The 18,094-nt window shown below is 54.5% G+C and carries 15 protein-coding genes and 2 tRNA genes; 6 read left to right on the top strand and 11 right to left on the bottom strand.

The window, feature by feature from the left end; genetic code table 11:
- Positions 1–4: 4 nt before the first annotated feature.
- The 5 genes from FWJ25_RS10795 to FWJ25_RS10775 form a co-directional block, all read right to left on the bottom strand.
- The gene (locus FWJ25_RS10795) at positions 5–676 is read right to left on the bottom strand and encodes a DUF6901 family protein (protein WP_149600290.1); all 672 of its coding nucleotides are present in this window, start codon (positions 674–676) and stop codon (positions 5–7) included.
- Complete coding sequence (locus FWJ25_RS10790; protein ID WP_149600289.1) at positions 673–2,619, bottom strand: ATP-binding cassette domain-containing protein; 1,947 nt, start codon at positions 2,617–2,619, stop codon at positions 673–675. Before FWJ25_RS10790 ends, FWJ25_RS10795 begins: the two co-directional genes overlap by 4 nt.
- A gap of 8 nt (positions 2,620–2,627) precedes the next feature.
- Complete coding sequence (locus tag FWJ25_RS10785; protein WP_149600288.1) at positions 2,628–3,422, bottom strand: MOSC domain-containing protein; 795 nt, start codon at positions 3,420–3,422, stop codon at positions 2,628–2,630.
- Between the two features lie 136 nt (positions 3,423–3,558).
- A tRNA-Gly gene (locus FWJ25_RS10780) sits at positions 3,559–3,634 on the bottom strand.
- A gap of 179 nt (positions 3,635–3,813) precedes the next feature.
- A complete protein-coding gene (locus FWJ25_RS10775; RefSeq protein WP_149600287.1) occupies positions 3,814–4,416 on the bottom strand; it encodes a DUF924 family protein in 603 nt (200 codons plus the stop codon).
- A gap of 53 nt (positions 4,417–4,469) precedes the next feature.
- Here FWJ25_RS10775 and FWJ25_RS10770 point away from each other — a divergent pair, with 53 nt between their 5' ends.
- The 3 genes from FWJ25_RS10770 (at position 4,470) to FWJ25_RS10760 (ending at position 6,010) form a co-directional block, all read left to right on the top strand.
- Positions 4,470–4,832, top strand: coding sequence for a sirohydrochlorin chelatase (locus FWJ25_RS10770; protein ID WP_149600286.1), 363 nt, complete (start codon positions 4,470–4,472; stop codon positions 4,830–4,832).
- A gap of 38 nt (positions 4,833–4,870) precedes the next feature.
- Positions 4,871–5,785 (top strand): TIGR01777 family oxidoreductase, encoded by a 915-nt coding sequence (locus tag FWJ25_RS10765; RefSeq protein ID WP_149600285.1) that lies wholly within the window; start codon positions 4,871–4,873, stop codon positions 5,783–5,785.
- Between the two features lie 149 nt (positions 5,786–5,934).
- Positions 5,935–6,010, top strand: a tRNA-Glu gene (locus FWJ25_RS10760).
- Between the two features lie 40 nt (positions 6,011–6,050).
- Here FWJ25_RS10760 and ccoM read toward each other — a convergent pair.
- Positions 6,051–6,203 carry a cytochrome c oxidase subunit CcoM gene (ccoM, locus tag FWJ25_RS20485; protein ID WP_188093611.1) on the bottom strand — a complete coding sequence of 51 codons (153 nt, stop codon included), beginning with the start codon at positions 6,201–6,203 and terminating at the stop codon, positions 6,051–6,053.
- A 240-nt stretch (positions 6,204–6,443) separates the two neighbouring features.
- On the opposite strand from ccoM, the gene FWJ25_RS10755 reads away from it, so the two are divergent.
- The 3 genes from FWJ25_RS10755 to pta are packed head-to-tail and all read left to right on the top strand — an operon-like array spanning position 6,444 to position 12,266.
- Positions 6,444–8,864 (top strand): bifunctional diguanylate cyclase/phosphodiesterase, encoded by a 2,421-nt coding sequence (locus tag FWJ25_RS10755; RefSeq protein ID WP_149600413.1) that lies wholly within the window; start codon positions 6,444–6,446, stop codon positions 8,862–8,864.
- 21 nt (positions 8,865–8,885) lie between these two features.
- Positions 8,886–10,082 carry an acetate/propionate family kinase gene (locus tag FWJ25_RS10750; RefSeq protein WP_149600284.1) on the top strand — a complete coding sequence of 399 codons (1,197 nt, stop codon included), beginning with the start codon at positions 8,886–8,888 and terminating at the stop codon, positions 10,080–10,082.
- A gap of 27 nt (positions 10,083–10,109) precedes the next feature.
- Complete coding sequence (pta, locus tag FWJ25_RS10745) at positions 10,110–12,266, top strand: phosphate acetyltransferase (protein WP_149600283.1); 2,157 nt, start codon at positions 10,110–10,112, stop codon at positions 12,264–12,266.
- 22 nt (positions 12,267–12,288) lie between these two features.
- Here the strand turns inward: pta and der are convergent, their stop codons facing one another.
- From der to ispG, 5 genes are read right to left on the bottom strand one after another with little or no spacing between them, the layout of a single operon-like run.
- Entirely contained in the window at positions 12,289–13,710 is a 1,422-nt protein-coding gene (gene der, locus FWJ25_RS10740; RefSeq protein ID WP_149600282.1) for a ribosome biogenesis GTPase Der, read from the bottom strand.
- A 57-nt stretch (positions 13,711–13,767) separates the two neighbouring features.
- Complete coding sequence (bamB, locus tag FWJ25_RS10735; RefSeq protein ID WP_149600281.1) at positions 13,768–14,940, bottom strand: outer membrane protein assembly factor BamB; 1,173 nt, start codon at positions 14,938–14,940, stop codon at positions 13,768–13,770.
- The gene (locus FWJ25_RS10730; protein WP_149600280.1) at positions 14,940–15,593 is read right to left on the bottom strand and encodes a YfgM family protein; all 654 of its coding nucleotides are present in this window, start codon (positions 15,591–15,593) and stop codon (positions 14,940–14,942) included. Before FWJ25_RS10730 ends, bamB begins: the two co-directional genes overlap by 1 nt.
- A 45-nt stretch (positions 15,594–15,638) precedes the next feature.
- A complete protein-coding gene (gene hisS / locus FWJ25_RS10725; RefSeq protein WP_149600279.1) occupies positions 15,639–16,919 on the bottom strand; it encodes a histidine--tRNA ligase in 1,281 nt (426 codons plus the stop codon).
- Positions 16,920–16,971: 52 nt separating this feature from the next.
- The gene (gene ispG, locus FWJ25_RS10720) at positions 16,972–18,090 is read right to left on the bottom strand and encodes a flavodoxin-dependent (E)-4-hydroxy-3-methylbut-2-enyl-diphosphate synthase (RefSeq protein ID WP_149600278.1); all 1,119 of its coding nucleotides are present in this window, start codon (positions 18,088–18,090) and stop codon (positions 16,972–16,974) included.
- Between the last annotated feature and the right edge of the window lie 4 nt (positions 18,091–18,094).

Below are 18,094 nucleotides of genomic sequence, written 5' to 3'. Positions count from 1 at the left end.
AAGCCTAACAAATCTCTTCCCCTGTCATTTTGGTTTCAAGCTTCCTGAGCTGACTTTCCAGCGAAAAACTTACACTTGAGGCCATAGAAAAGAAGTTAAGCAGCGCTTTCAGGTTACTGTCGCCCTCACACACTGAGTGAATGCGTTGCCACAGCGCCTGATTGACAAGTTGCAAACGCTGGTTACGCTCGACCAGACCTTTAAGATCCCAGTCCGGCTCTTTGTGGTTGCGCATCGCAAAGTATTGTTGAAGAAGATAATCGCTGACGCTACGCATGATGAACTCGTCAGAACTGGCAAACGGCAGATGATGTACCGCCATCGACCTCAGCTCGCTCAGTACAGGACATCCACTGTTGGCCATCTTGAGCCCCAACAAAGACCGCAGAGCTTCTTCCAGTGAGGTTCGCTTGGTGTAGCTCCTGCGATCATCCGTAACCTTCACGTCGACCTTCTGATAGGCATCGTCTGACCTGAAGGCTTCAACAACCGGGAGGATCTCAATGGCAGCCGGACAATGGGATGTGCCCGACGCCTTCAAAGGACAACTGGAGCATTGGCAGTGAGCCAGTTTCGTCCAGGATGGCAAGGGGGACTCAGGTTCACCGGGGCAATCCGTTACCCGAAACTCTACCGTCCTGCCGTCATCAAACCTGAAATCGTAATTTACGTTCATCCGTTGGCCTGTTCTTCCAGCTCCATCCATCGTTCGATCACCTGCTCCAGCGTAGACTCCTTCTCCGCCAGGGATTCCAGTGTGGCCGATACTTCATTCGGCGGGCCTGAATAAAAATCAGCACCGGCAATCGCTTCGTGCAGCTGGGCGATTTCCCGTTCCAGTGCCTCGATTTGTCCAGGCAACTTCTCTAACTCAAGTTTAAGCTTATAACTCAACTTTGCGGGTTTTCTTTTTGCGGACTCGTCCACAGCTTTTGCGGATTCTTTAACCTCAGACGGCTTCGCTGAACCGGCAGACTTTCCTTGATCCCGGCTTTGCCTATCCGAACGATCAGGGGAACGCTCCGAAGGGAAGCAACCGCCCTGACGGCGCCAGTCAGAGTACCCACCAACATATTCACGAACCTTACCAGATCCGTCGAGAAAGAGTGTTTCAGTTACCACATTATCGAGAAATTCCCGGTCGTGACTGATCACTATAACGGTGCCCTTGAATTCCGCTAACTGCTCTTCCAGCAACTCAAGAGTCTCGACATCAAGATCGTTAGTCGGCTCATCGAGTACCAGTATATTGGCGGGCTTACTGAATAGCTTTGCCAGCAGCAGACGCGCCCTCTCTCCACCGGAGAACACGCTGACCGGTGACCTTGCTCTTTCAGGAGTGAACAGGAAGTCCTGTAAATACCCCAACACATGCTTCTTCTGGCCATTTATCTCGATAAATTCACGACCTTCTGACAGGTTATCCAACGCATTGCGACTGAGGTCCAACTCCCCCCTGAGCTGATCAAAATAGGCGACTTCGAGATTGGTACCCAGACGGATGGAGCCTTCGGTCGGCGCCAGATCTCCCAGCAGAAGGCGTACCAGTGTCGTTTTCCCGGTACCGTTCTCTCCAACCAGTCCAATCTTGTCCCCACGCAGGACGGTCAGATCCATTCCACTAACGACATTCGCGTCATCACCCCAGGAAAAACCAGCATTAACCGCTTCTACGACAAGCTTTCCGGAACGCGCTGCATCTTCTACCGCAAAGCTGGCTGTTCCAGACCTCACCCGGCGCTGGCGATGTTCTTCTCTCATAGCTTTGAGAGCGCGTACCCGCCCCATATTTCTGGTTCTCCGGGCCTTTATACCCTGCCTTATCCAGGCTTCTTCCTGCTTGAGTCGCTTATCGAACAAGGCATTCTGCCTTTCCTCTTCCTCAAGAGCCTTTTCCTTGAGATCGAGATACCGATCGTAGGTTGCGGCGAAACTGATAAGCTGGCCACGGTCCAGCTCAACAATGCGGGTCGCCATACGTCTGATGAACGCACGGTCATGGCTGACGAACAACATGGCACCACGGAACTGCCCCAACGCCTCTTCGAGCCAGGCAATTGCCGGAACATCGAGGTGGTTTGTCGGCTCGTCCAGCAAAAGGATATCCGGGTCCGCCACAAGCGCACGGGCCAGCAGAACACGGCGCTGCCAACCACCTGACAGCGTATTCAGCGTCCGATCAGGCTCAATGCCATACTGGCCGAGAACGGCATTTACTTTCTGATCCAGCCGCCAGCCATCCAGCGCCTCCAACCTCTCCTGGACCTTCATCAAACGCTCCAGGCTTGCCTCATCCGCCTGCTGGGAGAGCCGATGAAATTCGGCCAACAATTCGCCGGTTTCAGGAAACGCTCCGGCGACCACATCATAGGCGCTACGCTGGTCGTCAGACGGCAGATTCTGGGGCAACACGGAAAGAACCGAGCCATCCTCCAGACGAACGACACCGCTATCCGGCTCCACATCACCAGCAACAATCTTCAGTAACGTCGACTTACCCTCGCCGTTACGACCCAGCAGACAAACCCTCTCCCCGGCTTCGATAACAAGCGACGCATGGTCCAGCAACGGGTGCATGCCGAATGCGAGAGATAGGGAATCCAGTGTTAACAGTGGCACCTTGGAATTTACTCCTTCTCGGAAATGGTAACGGTGTCGCCTACCCGGATCTGGCCTTGCGATTCGTGTATGGCGTTCATGCCGAAAATAACGCCGTCTTCGGTGCGCCGGAAACCAGAGAGCGTCTTTAGTGGCTGGACCTCCGGGTCCTTAATCCCGGAATCAGGATCCACCGTGGTCAGAACACACCGGGAACATGGCTTCACCAGACTGAACACCGTTTCTCCAACAAGTAACTGACGCCAGCTGTCTTCATCCCAGGCAGTATCGCCATCAACCACAATGTTCGGCCTGAAACGCCGCATTTCCACCGGCACCTCAAGGCGTTCATTAAGATCACCCAAGGAAGCAGTATTCGTAATCAGAAATGGAAATCCGTCAGCAAAGCTCACCCGACGACGGTCAGAAACCCGGGCAACATCCACCTGTCTGAAGGATTCATCAGGCATGTACACAAAACGGAATTTTTGCCCGCAAAACCGGCTTAGCGCCTCGTTGGCCTCAGTCTCTCCGACCAAGGCCTCAGCCCAATCCCGCCACACAAGCGCCCGGAGAGCCTCGGCAGTCGGACGTAGCTCGAAGCGACCCTCTCCAGGAATGTCGACGGTTACCACGCCACCGCTTAATGACGTAGCGATTCTTGCCAATTGAGGGTATTTCCTCTGGGTGATGAAAGACCTTTCTTCGTCAATGATCATCCACCGGCGATCACCAACCGGACCGAAGTCGTCCAGATCAAAACTCTGCACTTCAATACCCGCCAATGATTTGACCGGATAAACCCAAAGTGACTGAACGTTCATAGCCCTTTACCTCCCGACATCCTGTGGTTAACGAACAAGCGGTTGATTATACCTGACGAGCCAGACGGTTACCGACTTTCCGGGCGGCCAGAAACGAAAAAACCCAGTCTCTTCCGAGACCGGGTTTTTTGAAATCTGGAGCGGGAAACGAGATTCGAACTCGCGACCCCAACCTTGGCAAGGTTGTGCTCTACCAACTGAGCTATTCCCGCAGTGCTATCGAGTTGATGTCGACAACGGAGGCGTATTCTACGGATCGAGCGCCGTCCGTCAACATTTTTCCAAAACTTTTTTTCAATTTGATTTTAAGACCAAAAATCTGATCAGAAATCCCTCAATCGGGTTAAAAAATCAGCCAAGCGGCCCGAGTTCACCTCTATTTTTGCACGGACTACTGACCAAATCGCTTGCCCTGGGTGAGATAGTCCTGCTCTTCGGCGGAGGAAACGCGCTTCAGCACCTTGTTCCGATGCGGGAAACGCCCAAAACGCAGGATGATGTCCCTGTGGTCCCGAGCCGACTGCACAAAACTTCCCAAAAATTCACCCAGTATCCCGGTGGTCGAGGCAGACAATTGTTCATAGCACTCCACTGACAGCTCCTGATCCTCCTTTCTTTCGGAATGTTGTAGCGGCATATAGAGAAACGCACGCTGAACCGGCGGCAACGACACATCCATCCCCTTCTCCATCGCCCTTCGGCACAATTTCCGTGCCTGACGATCCTGCTCGAAAGCCAGCGCGCCACCACGATAAATATTTCGGGAGAACTGGTCGAGGAGAATGATCTCTGCGAGACAACCGCCAGGCTCGGTGCGCCAATGCTCCAATCCATCTTCAGAGGCGAACAACACCATCGACAAAAACCGCCGGCGTATTTCCTGATCAAACTTTCGGTCGGAACGGAACCAACGATTACGATGAAACCCGTCAGGTAAGCCATCGGAATCAATTTCACCGAACCAGAAATCCAGAATCTCTTTCCAATCGAACATTCCTTCGTACCTTGTTATGTTATGTAGATCAAAACGATGAATCAGGAGCCTTTATGAGCCGCCGCATTATTCTGTTGGCACACGGAAGCAGTGACAAGCGCTGGTGTGAAACCTTTGAAGGGCTGGCCCAACCAACACTGGACGCAGTACCTGACTCACTCATTGCTTACATGGAGCTGGCCTCACCTTCTCTGCAGTCGGTCATTTCCGACGCTGCAAAGGAAGGCGTTACCGAGTTCTCCATAATCCCGCTTTTCCTTGCCGCTGGCCGGCACCTGCGTAAGGACGTCCCGGCAATGATCAGGGAACTTGAGCAATCATTAGGTGTCACCATTGACCTCGGTGCACCGGTTGGTGACAACCCCTTGCTGGGCTTCGCGATCCGCGATCTGGTACAGCAACAGGTTTCTAGCTGATCACAACCCGACAAACTGATGCCCATGGGAGGTATGGTATGAATACGTCCGTACTCGTCACTGGAGGCACAGGCTTTATCGGCCGACTACTGTGCCAGCAACTCCTGGCCCGCGGTCATGACCTGACGATCCTGAGCCGGCAGACTCCCGAACGGGTGAAAGCAATCTGTGGAAACGTGGCTACCGTAAGGTCCGTTGATGAACTACAGCGGCACAACGGCTTCGACGCTGTCATCAACCTCGCCGGGGAAGGCATCGCCGACAAACGCTGGAGCCAGAAGCGAAAACAGGTTCTCCGCTCCAGCAGAATTGACCTTACCAGAACCCTGATCGAGAGTATGGGCAGTTGGCATAAAAAGCCAGCCGTCCTCGTCTCCGGCTCAGCGGTCGGGTTTTATGGCGATCAGGGTAGTCAGATCGTTACGGAACAAACTGCTCCCAACGAAGAGTTCACTCACCGATTGTGTCAGGATTGGGAAGCCGAAGCACTGGCTGCGGAGACCTACGGCGTGCGTGTCTGCCTGTCCCGAACCGGTATTGTTGTCGGGCCAGATGGTGGATTTCTCAAGCGCATGATTCCACCTTTCCGGCTGGGGCTTGGCGGCCGACTGGGAAACGGGACGCAATTCATGCCATGGATCCACAGAAACGATGTGGTGAACGCGCTGTTGTTCCTGATGGAAAACGGGGAGGCCAGCGGCCCCTTCAACGTCGTCAGCCCGAACCCATCAACCAACGCTGATTTCACCCGCAGCCTGGGCCACGTACTGAATCGACCGACACCTTTTCCCGCGCCGGCAGCATTGCTCAGCCTCGTACTCGGTGAGATGTCCCGGTTACTGCTTACCGGCCAGCGGGCCATTCCACAGAAACTTCAGTCATCCGGATTCAGTTTCAGTCATGCCGATCTGGAACCAGCGCTAGCGGATGTGCTGTCATCCGGGAGAACGTAAAACGTAAATAGAAACGATAAGGCGTGAACGAAGCGATAAGGAGCGGTAGAAAGAAATCTGAACTTTTTTGAAAAAAGTCGTTGACACATCAGGGAGCCTTACTTAATATACGCGCCACCTCGACGAGGCAAGGTTGAAAAGAACGTTGCGTCCCCTTCGTCTAGTGGCCTAGGACTCCGCCCTTTCACGGCGGCAACAGGGGTTCGAACCCCCTAGGGGACGCCAATCTTTTTCAACTGAGAAAGGAGCGTTACGCTCCTTCCCTTCAGACAGTTTTACCAGTGTGCTTTCCTTTTTTTGTGCTTCCAGGGCCATGCGCCTTTTGGTCTTTCATTACAAAGACACCAACACCCACAAAAAAGCCCAAGATAAGCAAAACTGTCACAATACCAGCGATAACGACCGCATCCATATACATTTTAAAGCCCTCCAGCCTTAACTAATTCAATGAATTCAGGTTACGCCGCTACCCGCCTGTGAGTATTGATCTACGTCAAGCAACCAGACAGCCGCCAGATACATACAACTACTTAATACCAACAAATTTCCCTCGCGTTTTCCTGCATTTGCACAGCATTCGCCAGAAACTACTGCTATAGTCGAAAAGTGATGTCTTATCCGCTTTTCAAAACAGCATCAGGTGGCGAAGCTTTACGACATGCCGAAATTGTCGACACGCATACAACGTTTTCGTAAAGGCTCACCGCTTTCGTTCAGATTGCTGGCCTGGATACTGCTATTCATCTCCCTGTTTACGCTGATAACGTCGGCTGTTCAGATATACTCCGACTACCGCAAGGACATCTCGCAGATAGACAGGCGAATGGAAGTGGTCGAATCCGGCTACTCATCGAGCCTCGCCAGGAGCCTGTGGGCGCTTGATCAGAAGCTCCTTCAGACCCAGATGGAAGGCATCCTCAGCCTTCCCGATATTGTTCACCTGAGATTGCGAATCGAGCCCGATTCTGAGCTTGTTATGGGTGAAATTCCCCGGGATTCCGAAACCACCAGCCACAGCTTTGAACTGGTTCATCAGGGTGATGAAGACTTCAAACTGGGTGAACTGACCATTACCGCTGATCTGGACAGGGTATACAAGGAAATGGAACGGAAGGTTGCCATCATTCTGACAACCCAGTTCCTCAAGACCTTGCTCGTTTCCATACTGATCATCTGGATTTTTCAGCATTTTGTAGCCCGCCACCTGACTACGATGGCGAACTATGCCCGGGATTTCTCACTCAAGAACCTGTCCAGGCCACTGATACTTGATCGCCCCGACACACACACAAACCGTACGGATGAATTGGGCAAAGTTATTTCCGCGATTAATCAGATGCGGGAGCGACTCAATGAAGACATTGGCCGCCAGGAAAGGGATGCAGCTGAAATCCGCAAGTTCTCCAAAGCGATTGAACAAAGCCCCTCCTCCGTGCTGATCTGTGACCGTCAGTGGCACATCGAATTCGCCAACCAGAAGTTTACCCAGCTGACTGGCTATGACGCCCACGCCATTGTCGGCAAGCATCCGGGCTCCTTGGCTGACAACAACCTAGAGAATCGTGAGAGCAGGCACCTCTGGCAGTCGATCCGCCTCCAGGTCCAGCGAGTAGGTGTCTGGCAGGGGGAGGTAAACAGTATCCGGAAAAGTGGTGAGAGGTTCTGGGAACAGCTGATTGTCACCCCTATCAAAGATGGCAATGGGGAAGTCACAGGCTACCTGATTCTCGGGGAAGACATCAGCATCCGGAAACGCTATGAGCAACAGTTACTCAGGCAGGCCAATTACGACATTCTCACCGGGCTGCCAAACCGGATGCTGGCTCTCGATCGCCTGAAGCTCGCCCTCGCCCAGGCCCGCCGGGAGAACTCCCAGGTCGGCGTAATGTTTCTTGACCTGGATAATTTCAAGCATATCAATGACACACTCGGGCATGATGCGGGTGATACCCTGTTGATTGAAGCAGCCCGACGTATATCGAGTTGTCTTCGGGGAACCAGCACCGTCGCCAGGCTCGGTGGCGACGAGTTTCTGGTGATCCTGCCCGGCCTGACCGGTCCGGATTCGTCTTCGCAGGTTGCGGAACGTATTCTTCAGACGTTCTCAGCGCCCTACATCCTTAACGGCCAGGAAGTGTTTGTCACCACCAGTATCGGCATTGCAATCTTCCCGTCCGACTCCGACAACAGCGGCACCCTGCTACAACACGCCGACGCTGCCATGTATCAGGCCAAGCACAAGGGCAAAAGTGCCTACGCCCATTTTGCTCCGGAGATGACCGAGGTATCCCACGAGCGCCTGCAAATGGAATCCCGGATGCGACGGGCCCTCGAACTCAATGAATTCGAGCTTTATTTTCAGCCGATTGTTCATACCGATTCAGGCCGACTAGCCTCTGTAGAAGCCCTGCTCCGGTGGAATAATCCGGCAATGGGCATGGTCATGCCTGACCGATTCATTCCATTAGCGGAAGAAACCGGCCTGATTATCCCCATTGGTGAATGGGTTCTCGAGGAAGCCTGCCGTGCCGCCTACAGTTGGCGGGAAGCCACCGGCCTGGATATCGGCGTTGCGGTAAATGTATCACCCCGCCAGTTCCGTGACCCCGGATTTACCGGCACGGTCATGCACGCCCTGAAGAACTCCGGGTTACCGCATAATCAGCTGGAACTGGAAATTACTGAGCGCCTGATCCTGGATAATTCGATCGAAACCGCAGAAATCCTCAGACAACTCGATAGCGCTGGTATCCAGCTGTCGGTCGATGATTTTGGTACAGGTTACTCAGCATTGAGTTATCTCAAGAGCTATCCTTTCGATACCCTTAAAATAGACAAATCCTTTGTTCAGGATGTCATGAAGGAATCCGATGATGCCTCGCTGGTAAGAGCCATCATCAATATGGCCCACAGCCTGGGATTAAAGGTTATCGCAGAGGGCGTCGAAGAAGAGGCGCAAACCCATTTCCTTAAACAGGAAGGCTGCGATCTGTCCCAGGGATATTTCTACAGCAGACCACTTCCGGCAGATGAATTTGAAAGCTGGTTAAGGACCAATCAGCGAGTCGTTCAGGCCTGAAGCAGCAGGATAACGGTTCCCATGGATGACACCAGACTTGTCGTTAATTGCGGCAGTTCATCACTCAAGCTCGCACTGTTCGATGCCCAGGATCGCTTAATCACCTCGGCCCTTGCCGAACGCCTGAACAGCTGTAACGTTCGGGCCACCATCAGCGGCAAAGACAGTCCGGTCGCCTTGCCTTCGGAAGCCAGCCACACGCAAGCCCTGGAAGCCCTGATCGACGAGTTTCGAGCTCTCGGGCTGATGCCTTCTGCTCCATCAGCAATTGGCCACCGAGTCGTCCACGGCGGCGAGACCTTTCGTCACTCGGCCCTCATTGACGACGCTGTTCGGGAAGCCATTGATGCCTGTTCCGGTCTTGCGCCCCTGCACAACCCGGTCAACCTGACAGGTATTGACGCAACAAGAGCAATGTTTCCGCGCGTACCTCAGGTAGCCGTTTTCGATACAGCCTTCCACCAGACACTGCCACGAAAGGCGTTCCACTATGCCGTACCTGAGTACTGGTATCGCGATTGGGGCGTGAGGCGATATGGATTCCATGGTACCAGCCATAAATATATGGCTCAGGAAGCTGCACGACGGCTTGGGCAGCCTCAGTCGAATACGTCCATCATCTCCTGTCACCTGGGAAATGGCTGCAGTATTACGGCGATCCGCAATGGCATCAGTGTGGATACCAGTATGGGGCTTACCCCGCTGGAAGGGTTGGTGATGGGAACCCGAAGTGGCGATGTTGATCCTGGCTTGTTCGATTATCTGGCAACCAAAGGCTTGTCTGCAAAAAGGGTTAATAAAGCTCTGAACTCGGAAAGCGGGCTTTTGGGAATTTCAGGTCAGACGAATGACATGCGCACACTCTGCGACCTGGCCGACAATGGCCACGAGGCCTCGAATCTGGCAATTGATATCTTCTGCTTCCGGCTGGCAAAGTATATCGGGGGCATGATGACCTCCCTGAGCCGGCTCGACGCTCTGGTCTTTACCGGAGGTATCGGTGAAAACAGCCCCCGGATACGGCAAATGACACTGGAGAACCTGACTATATTGGGTTTCAGCATTGATCACGAAGCCAATAAAAACCATGGCCGCCAGGCTGATGGCCGTGTAGACGAAAAGAACTCCCGCTTCCCGGTACTGGTTATTCCCACTAACGAAGAACTGGTCATCGCCCGGGAAGCCGCACGCTTTGCTCACGCACCCGATCCCGCCTAGCTCAGCACAGACACCAGGATATCCGCTATGGCTAAAAGTCTCTTTATTGCGCCCACGTCAATCGACGCCGGCCTGACCTCTGTCTGCCTCGGCCTACTCAGAGCCCTGGAGCGGGTTGGGGTCAGCGTGGGTTTCTATAAACCGTTTTGCCAATCTGTCCATCAAAGCGAACATCTGCACAACAACGGCCAGGACTCATCCGTCGAGTTCATCCGTACCCGCAGTCATCTTGAGCCCCCTACCCCCATTCCCCTGAAAGATGCTCAGCAACGGCTCAACAGAGGCATGTCGGATCTGCTGATGGAGAATGTTGTCGGCGACTACCAGAAAGTCGCCAATGATGTGGATGTGGTCATCATTGAAGGGCTGGTACCTGACCGCAGCGAAGCATACATTGCGAGACTCAATGTCGAGGTTGCCCGGAACCTGGGCTCGGAAGTCATTCTGGTATCGCCACCGAAAAGTCGATCACCGGAAGAATTGGACGAAGAACTGGAATTTTCCGCCCGGCTATTCGCCAACCCCTCCGATCCGGACGTCATTGCAATCATTCTCAACAAAGTCGGCGAACCCGTCGACGCCGGCCTGTCCGCCCAGAGAATTCTGCCGTCGTCGAAACTCCCTGCCCTGGACTATCAACAACTCTGCAAGGTGTTCTCGAGCCAGAAATTCCGCCTGCTGGCCTCCATCCCCTGGCAGCCTGAACTGCTGGCTCCGCGGATGTCGGACGTTGCCCGCGAACTGGGAATGCGCTTCCTTCACGAAGGCCAGATGCACACCCGACGAATCCACAAGGTGTCTGTCTGCGCCCGCACTATTCGCAACATGACCGACACTCTTAAGCCAGGAACATTAATGGTCACCCCCGGGGATCGGGACGATATTATTGTCGCTACGGCTGTCGCGGCGCTCAACGGCGTTCCTCTGGCCGGGTTGTTACTGACAGGTGATCTGATGCCCGATCCGAAGGTAACTGAGTTGTGCAGGGGCGCGCTGGATACCGGGCTCCCGGTATTGATTTCAGAGACCAACACGTACGAAACAGCACACCAGCTCGCCAATCTTTCCAGCGCCATCCCCCTGGACGATCCGGAGCGGATCGAAAAAGCCATGGAAATGGTTGCCACCCGGATCGACACAGACTGGTTGCAAGAGCATCTCAAAGTTCAGCGTCAGAACCGGCTTTCACCTCCCGCCTTCCGTTACGAGCTATCCGAGCGTGCGCGGAAGGCGAACAAACGCATCGTGTTGCCTGAGGGCAATGAACCAAGAACCGTTCAGGCCGCTATTATCTGCCAGCAACGGAAACTGGCCCGCTGCGTACTCTTGGGAGAACCGGCTGAAATCGAACGTGTTGCGCTTTCCCAGGGCGTGGCCCTTCCTGACGGGATTGAGATTATTGATCCCGCAGATGTCCGCCACCGGTACGTTGAAGCCATGGTAGAACTACGCAAACGTAAAGGGCTGACGCCTGCCATGGCGCTGGCAATGCTAGAGGATAACGTCGTTCTCGGAACCATGATGGTTGCACGGAATGAAGCCGATGGACTGGTATCGGGAGCTGTCCATACCACGGCCAATACCGTTCGCCCAGCCCTTCAGCTGATCAAGACCCATGACCAGGCGAAAGTGGTATCGTCCATATTCTTCATGCTGCTACCACAGCAGGTAGTGGTATACGGTGACTGTGCGATCAATCCGGATCCTGATGCCGAAGAGCTTGCGGATATTGCCATCCAGAGCGCCCAGTCGGCAGAGGCGTTCGGGATAGAGCCGATTGTCGCCATGATCAGTTACAGCACAGGGGAATCCGGTAGCGGTCAGGACGTGGACAAGGTGCGTGAGGCTACCCGGATTGCCCGTCAAAGACGTCCTGATCTGCTGATTGATGGCCCGTTACAATATGATGCCGCCGCTATAGAAAGCGTCGCCAAAAGCAAGGCGCCAAACAGCAACGTTGCTGGCAGGGCTACGGTTTTCGTCTTCCCGGATCTGAATACAGGAAACACCACCTACAAGGCAGTGCAACGAAGCGCAAACGTGGTGAGTATCGGCCCAATGCTGCAGGGCCTGAGGAAGCCGGTGAATGACCTGTCCCGGGGCGCATTGGTTGACGATATCGTCTTTACCATTGCCCTCACAGCTGTTCAGGCGAGGCAAGTAGAACTGGCGGGGCTGAACTGAGTCAGTCCCCGCTCGGGAGCAATCAGCGCTTAACGCTTTTCTGGCGCGTTTTCCTGATTCGACGTCCCTTTTTCAGGTCATTGTCCTTCTTGACCTTCTGTCTTGGGGTCAACCTGTCGACCTTGCCGGCAAACGGGTTGTCACCGCCTTTGAACTCAAAACGGATGGGCGACCCCGTCACCTTGAGCACCTTGCGGAAGGTATTCTCCAGGTAACGTTTGTAGGCTCCAGGCAAAGACTCAACCTGATTACCATGCACAACGATGATCGGCGGATTGGACCCACCCTGGTGCGCATAGCGAAGCTTGATCCTGCGCCCCTGAACCATGGGAGGCTGATGCTGGGCAATGGCATCCTGCAGGATCGCTGTGAGGCGATTGGTTGGCCATTTCGCCATCGCAGACTCATAGCAGTCCTGAACGGAGTCGTACATCACACCCACACCTGAGCCGTGCAAGGCTGAGATATAATGCTTGTCAGCGTAGTCCAGAAAATCCAATCGGCGCTGAACCTGTTCCTTGACCCTGGCGCGTTCTTCCGGGTCCATGCCGTCCCATTTATTGACCGCAATAACGAGCGAGCGACCGGCATCGAGCACAAACCCAATCAGGTGCAGGTCCTGATCTACCAGGCCTTCCCTCGCATCGATCACAAGAATTACCACGTGGGCATCATCAATCGCTTGAAGGGTTTTGATAATGGAGAACTTTTCGACCGTTTCCTTGACGTTCTTCCGGCGTCGAACCCCGGCGGTGTCGATCAGGGTGTACTTCTCGCCCTGCCTTTCATAAGGAATGTAGACACTGTCCCGGGTGGTTCCCGGCATGTCGTAGACAACAACCCGGTCTTCACCCAGCATGCGGTTAACCAGTGTCGACTTGCCGACATTAGGGCGCCCTACGACACCAATCCGGATGCCCGGATAGCGTTCCGCACGATCCTGCTCTTCACGCTCTTCCTCGGAGGGCAGCAACGTCTCAAGCAAAGAACGGATTCCCCGGTTATGGGAAGCAGCAATCAGGAACGTGGATTCAAAGCCAAGGCTGAAGAAATCCGCCGCAGCTACATCCGGATCCTGACCATCAGTCTTGTTCACTACCAGGTGCGCCTGCTTCCCGGAACGCCGGAGGTGGTCGGCAATCATCTCGTCGCCACCGGTCAGACCCGCACGCCCATCCACCAGGAACAAAACGATATCGGCTTCTTCGACAGCCTGCAGAGACTGACGAGCCATCTCAGCATCGATACCGACTTCATCACCGGTCAGGCCACCAGTATCAATGACAATAAAGCGCTGACCTTCGTAGTTGCCCTCACCATATTTCCGGTCCCGGGTAAGGCCCGGGAAGTCCGCGACCAGAGCATCCCGGGAACGGGTCATCTGGTTAAAAAGCGTCGACTTGCCCACATTCGGGCGGCCAACAAGAGCAATTACTGGGGTCATAATCAGTCGCTACACAAAAAAAAGGAAACCGCCCCGACAAACTTCGGGGCGGAAAAATCAATCAATCTGGCGAATCTTGAACACTGCCATATCGCCGCTGTTGCCAAAAACCAGCAGGTTACCATCGCTCAGGCGCTGAACCGGTACGCGAATACCCTCATCATCGAACTCCATCTGGCCAATGAGGCTGCCATCCTCACGCGAAAGAACGTGGAGATATCCCTCAAAGTCCCCCACGACAAGGTAATCCTCGTAGACCATGGGCTGGGTCAGTTGGCGCCATGACAGGCCATCCTGTGTCCACAGTTCCCGGCGATCCGACCCACGCAAAGCAATAACGTCTCCGTTAACGGATGCAAGGTAGATATTGCCGTCACCAATCATGGGTGACTGAAGGGTTGATGCCTTGCGGCTCCAGATTTCCTGCCCAGTACGGATATCAACTAATGACAGCTTGCCCTGATAACCCGCAACGAGTATCGCCGAATCCAGAACCAGCGGCTCGCCACCGATATCGACGAGCCTCTCCAGTTCAGTCCGCCCCTGAGGCAACCCTACTTCATACTGCCACACCGGCTGCCCGGAGTCCGCAGACAGCGCAATCAGCTTACCGTTGGAAAATGATGCAATGACGAGATCGCCGCCCACGAGAGGCGACGCTGCAGCCCGCATGGCCAGAACAGGAACAACACCGTCGTATTGCCACAATTTCTCCCCGTCACTGACATCAAAGGCCAGCACGCGGCCATCGGTCGTCTGGGTGACGACAATGCTGCCATTGGAGCGAGGTGAGGAAAGGACTTCAGTCGGCAACGATGTGCGCCATAGCTCACTGCCATCCTCGCGGGACAAAGCAACCAGGTCGGCTTCCCGAGTCGTCAGGTAGAGTTTCTCTACGTCACCACCAAGGCCGGAAAAAATCCGGTCTTCAAGCTCCGTCTCCCAGACGACCTTACCGTTCTCCCGCTCAACCGCAACCAGTTCCCCGTCTGCCGAGGCGGCGTAAAGCAGATCACCAGTATTCAGCGGTGCCAGGTACAGAAATTCCTCATCGTGCCCGTCGCCGACAGACATACTCCATACCTGATCGAATTCAACCGTCTCATCAATATCAGGGACCGGTACCGGCTGTTCAAAGGTATCAGTCGTGCTGCAGCCTGCCAGCCCCATGGCCGCCAGCAGACCACCGATCAGTCCAGCGCGGACAAACCTGTTGCGCTGATAACGCATCAGGCATCCTCCCCTACGCCAAGATCGGACAGTTTCAGATCCAGAACGCCGCTACGGCCCTGCTGAGCTTCCTCACGGGCGGCCAGATACGCCGCTCGCGCACCTTCACGGTCGCCCTGAGCCAGCAGAATATCGCCCTTCAGTTCGGAGAATATTGCGTTGAAGCTGTCTGCTTCGCCTGCGGAATCGATCGTCGCAAGCGCAGCGTCGTACTGTTCAGCGGCGAACTGGGCGCGGGCCAGACGGTTGCGGACAACTAATGCCAGCGCCTGATTGTCGCCGGACTTTTCAAGGGCCCACTTCAGTGAATCGATCGCAGCTTCCGGCTGATCAGCGGTAAGTTGCTGACGAGCGAGAATCAAGTTGCCATACACCGCATACGCACTGTCGGCAAAGTCCTCACGCAGGGTCTTGGCCACGTACTCTACGGTATCGCCGCTGGTTTCATCAGCCTGATTGCTGAACGCGTTGATCAGGTTGGCGAACTCATTCGCGGCTTTGGTGCGCTGCTCAGCCTGATGGTTCTGCCAGGCCTGCCAGCCGAAAACAATCGCCAGCGCAGCACCAACACCGATTAACAGGGAGGTTCCGTTATTCTTCCACCAGTCTTTAATCGCCTGGATCTGTTCTTCTTCGGTGCGCATCTCAGCCATGGTGGCTCCTGTAGTCGAATCTTTTTACTTTTATGTGGTTTGAATTCAGTGTTTCAGTGCGTCAGCCAAAACAGAGGCCAGCTCCGCCTGGCCAACTTCCCGTTGGTCTTCAGCAGCCCGCAGGGGCTTGAGGCCCGCTGTTCCGTTTTCAATCTCATTGTCACCGAGAATGACGGCGTAACGAGCTCCGCTGCGGTCAGCCTTTTTCATCTGACTCTTGAAGCTACCACCACCACAATGAGTAATAACTGTCTTGCCCGGCAACGCGGTGCGGAGATTTTCGGCGAGCGCCATAGCAGATGCAACTGCGTTATCGCCCATGGCGGTAACATAGACATCAGCGTCGCTGTTCACCGATTCAGGAATCAGATTCAGGGTCTCAAGCAACAGGATCAGCCGCTCTACGCCCATGGCGAAACCAACGGCACGGGTGGGTTTGCCCCCCAGTTGCTCTACCAAGCCGTCATACCGGCCACCGGCACAGACCGTGCCCTGGGCGCCAAGGCTTTCGGTGATCCACTCGAATACAGTCTTGCCGTAGTAATCGAGCCCACGAACCAGGGCTGGATTAACGGTGTAGGTCACGCCGGCCGCATCGAGAAGCGATTTCAGGCGATCAAAGTGCTCGCGAGACTCTTCATCAAGATAGTCATCAAGGCTCGGTGCATTCTCAAGAATCTTTCGGGTAGCCTGATCCTTGCTGTCGAGGATGCGAAGAGGATTGGTCGCCAGACGGCGCTGGCTATCAGCATCAAGGTCTTCCTTGAATTGGCTCAGGTAATCAACCAGAGCCTGGCGGTAAACCTTACGCGCTTCCGAGGTTCCAATGGAATTGATTTCCAGCCTGGTGTGCGTGCTCAGGCCAAGCGCCTTCCAGAGACGGGATGTGAGAATCAACAATTCGGCATCAATATCCGGGCCGTCCATCCCAAAACATTCCACCCCAATCTGGTGGAACTGGCGATAGCGGCCTTTCTGTGGACGTTCGTGGCGGAACATCGGGCCGGTATACCAGAGCCGGCGGGTCTGGTTAAAGAGGAGGCCGTGCTCTTCCGCTGCACGCACACATCCGGCCGTTCCTTCAGGGCGCAAGGTCAGGCTATCGCCATTGCGATCCTCAAAGGTATACATTTCCTTTTCGACGATGTCCGTCACTTCGCCAATTGAGCGCTTGAACAGGTCAGTCTGCTCTACAATTGGCATACGGATTTCCTGGTATCCATACTGTGCCAGGACGCCCCGTACGGTACTCTCCAGATACTGCCAAACCGGCGTCTGTTCCGGCAGGATGTCGTTCATCCCGCGAATTGCCTGAATTTTTGCCAAGTTAAACCCTTAAACGTTAATCTGAATATTAAATCTGCAGGAGCTGACTTTGTCAGTCTCCGGAGCGAGCGATGATCGCCTCTTCCTGCTCCTGGCGCCGCTCAACTTCTTCACGGATCAACCGTTCAAGGTCATCGGTGAGCGTTGCGTTTTCAAGTTTCTGATTTGGTTTACCTGCCATGTAGAACAGGTTTTTGGGACTACCGCCGGTCAGCCCCAGATCAGCTTCCTTGGCCTCACCCGGACCATTGACGATGCAGCCGATAATCGCCACATCCATGGACGTATTGACGTCTTCGAGTCGAGCCTCGAGATCGTTCATGGTCTGGATAACATCAAAGTTCTGCCGTGAGCAGCTCGGGCAAGCAATAAAGTTGATGCCACGGCTACGCAGACGAAGACTTTTCAGAATGTCGTAACCGACTTTGATCTCCTGAACCGGATCAGCCGCGAGAGACACGCGAATGGTATCGCCGATACCGTCCATGAGCAGCATGCCAAGGCCAATCGATGATTTAACCGTACCTGAGCGGAATCCTCCGGCTTCGGTAATGCCAAGATGCAACGGCTGCTCGATCTGCGAAGCTATTTTGCGGTAGGCCGCAACCGTCATGAACACTTCAGAGGCTTTGAGACTTACCTTGAAATCCTGGAAATCATGGCGATCAAGAATGTCGATGTGTCGCATCGCGGACTCAACCAGCGCTTCCGGCGTCGGCTCTCCATACTTTCGCTGGAGGCTCTTTTCCAGAGAACCGGCATTGACACCGATCCGAATGGGGATATTGCGATCCCGGGCAGCATTGATTACCGCACTCACGCGGTCGTCACGGCCGATATTGCCCGGATTGATACGCAGGCAATCGACTCCAAGTTCAGCAACTCGCAACGCGATCTTGTAATCGAAATGGATATCGGCGACCAACGGGACCGAAACCAGCTGACGAATCTTGCCGAATGCCTCGGCTGCGTCCATATCCGGTACCGATACCCGAACGATATCAGCGCCAGCATCCTGGATCGCCTTGACTTGCGCAACGGTAGCGTCAACGTCGCAGGTGTTGGTGTTTGTCATGCTCTGCACGGCGATGGGGGCATCGCCACCGACAGGCACATTACCAACCATGATCTGGCGGGACTTGCGTCGGATGATCGGAGATTCGTGTTTCATGGAT

The organism is Marinobacter salinexigens (assembly GCF_008370345.1).
Taxonomy (GTDB): Bacteria; Pseudomonadota; Gammaproteobacteria; order Pseudomonadales; family Oleiphilaceae; genus Marinobacter; species Marinobacter salinexigens.
This window is presented reverse-complemented; position numbering and strand designations above follow the sequence as displayed.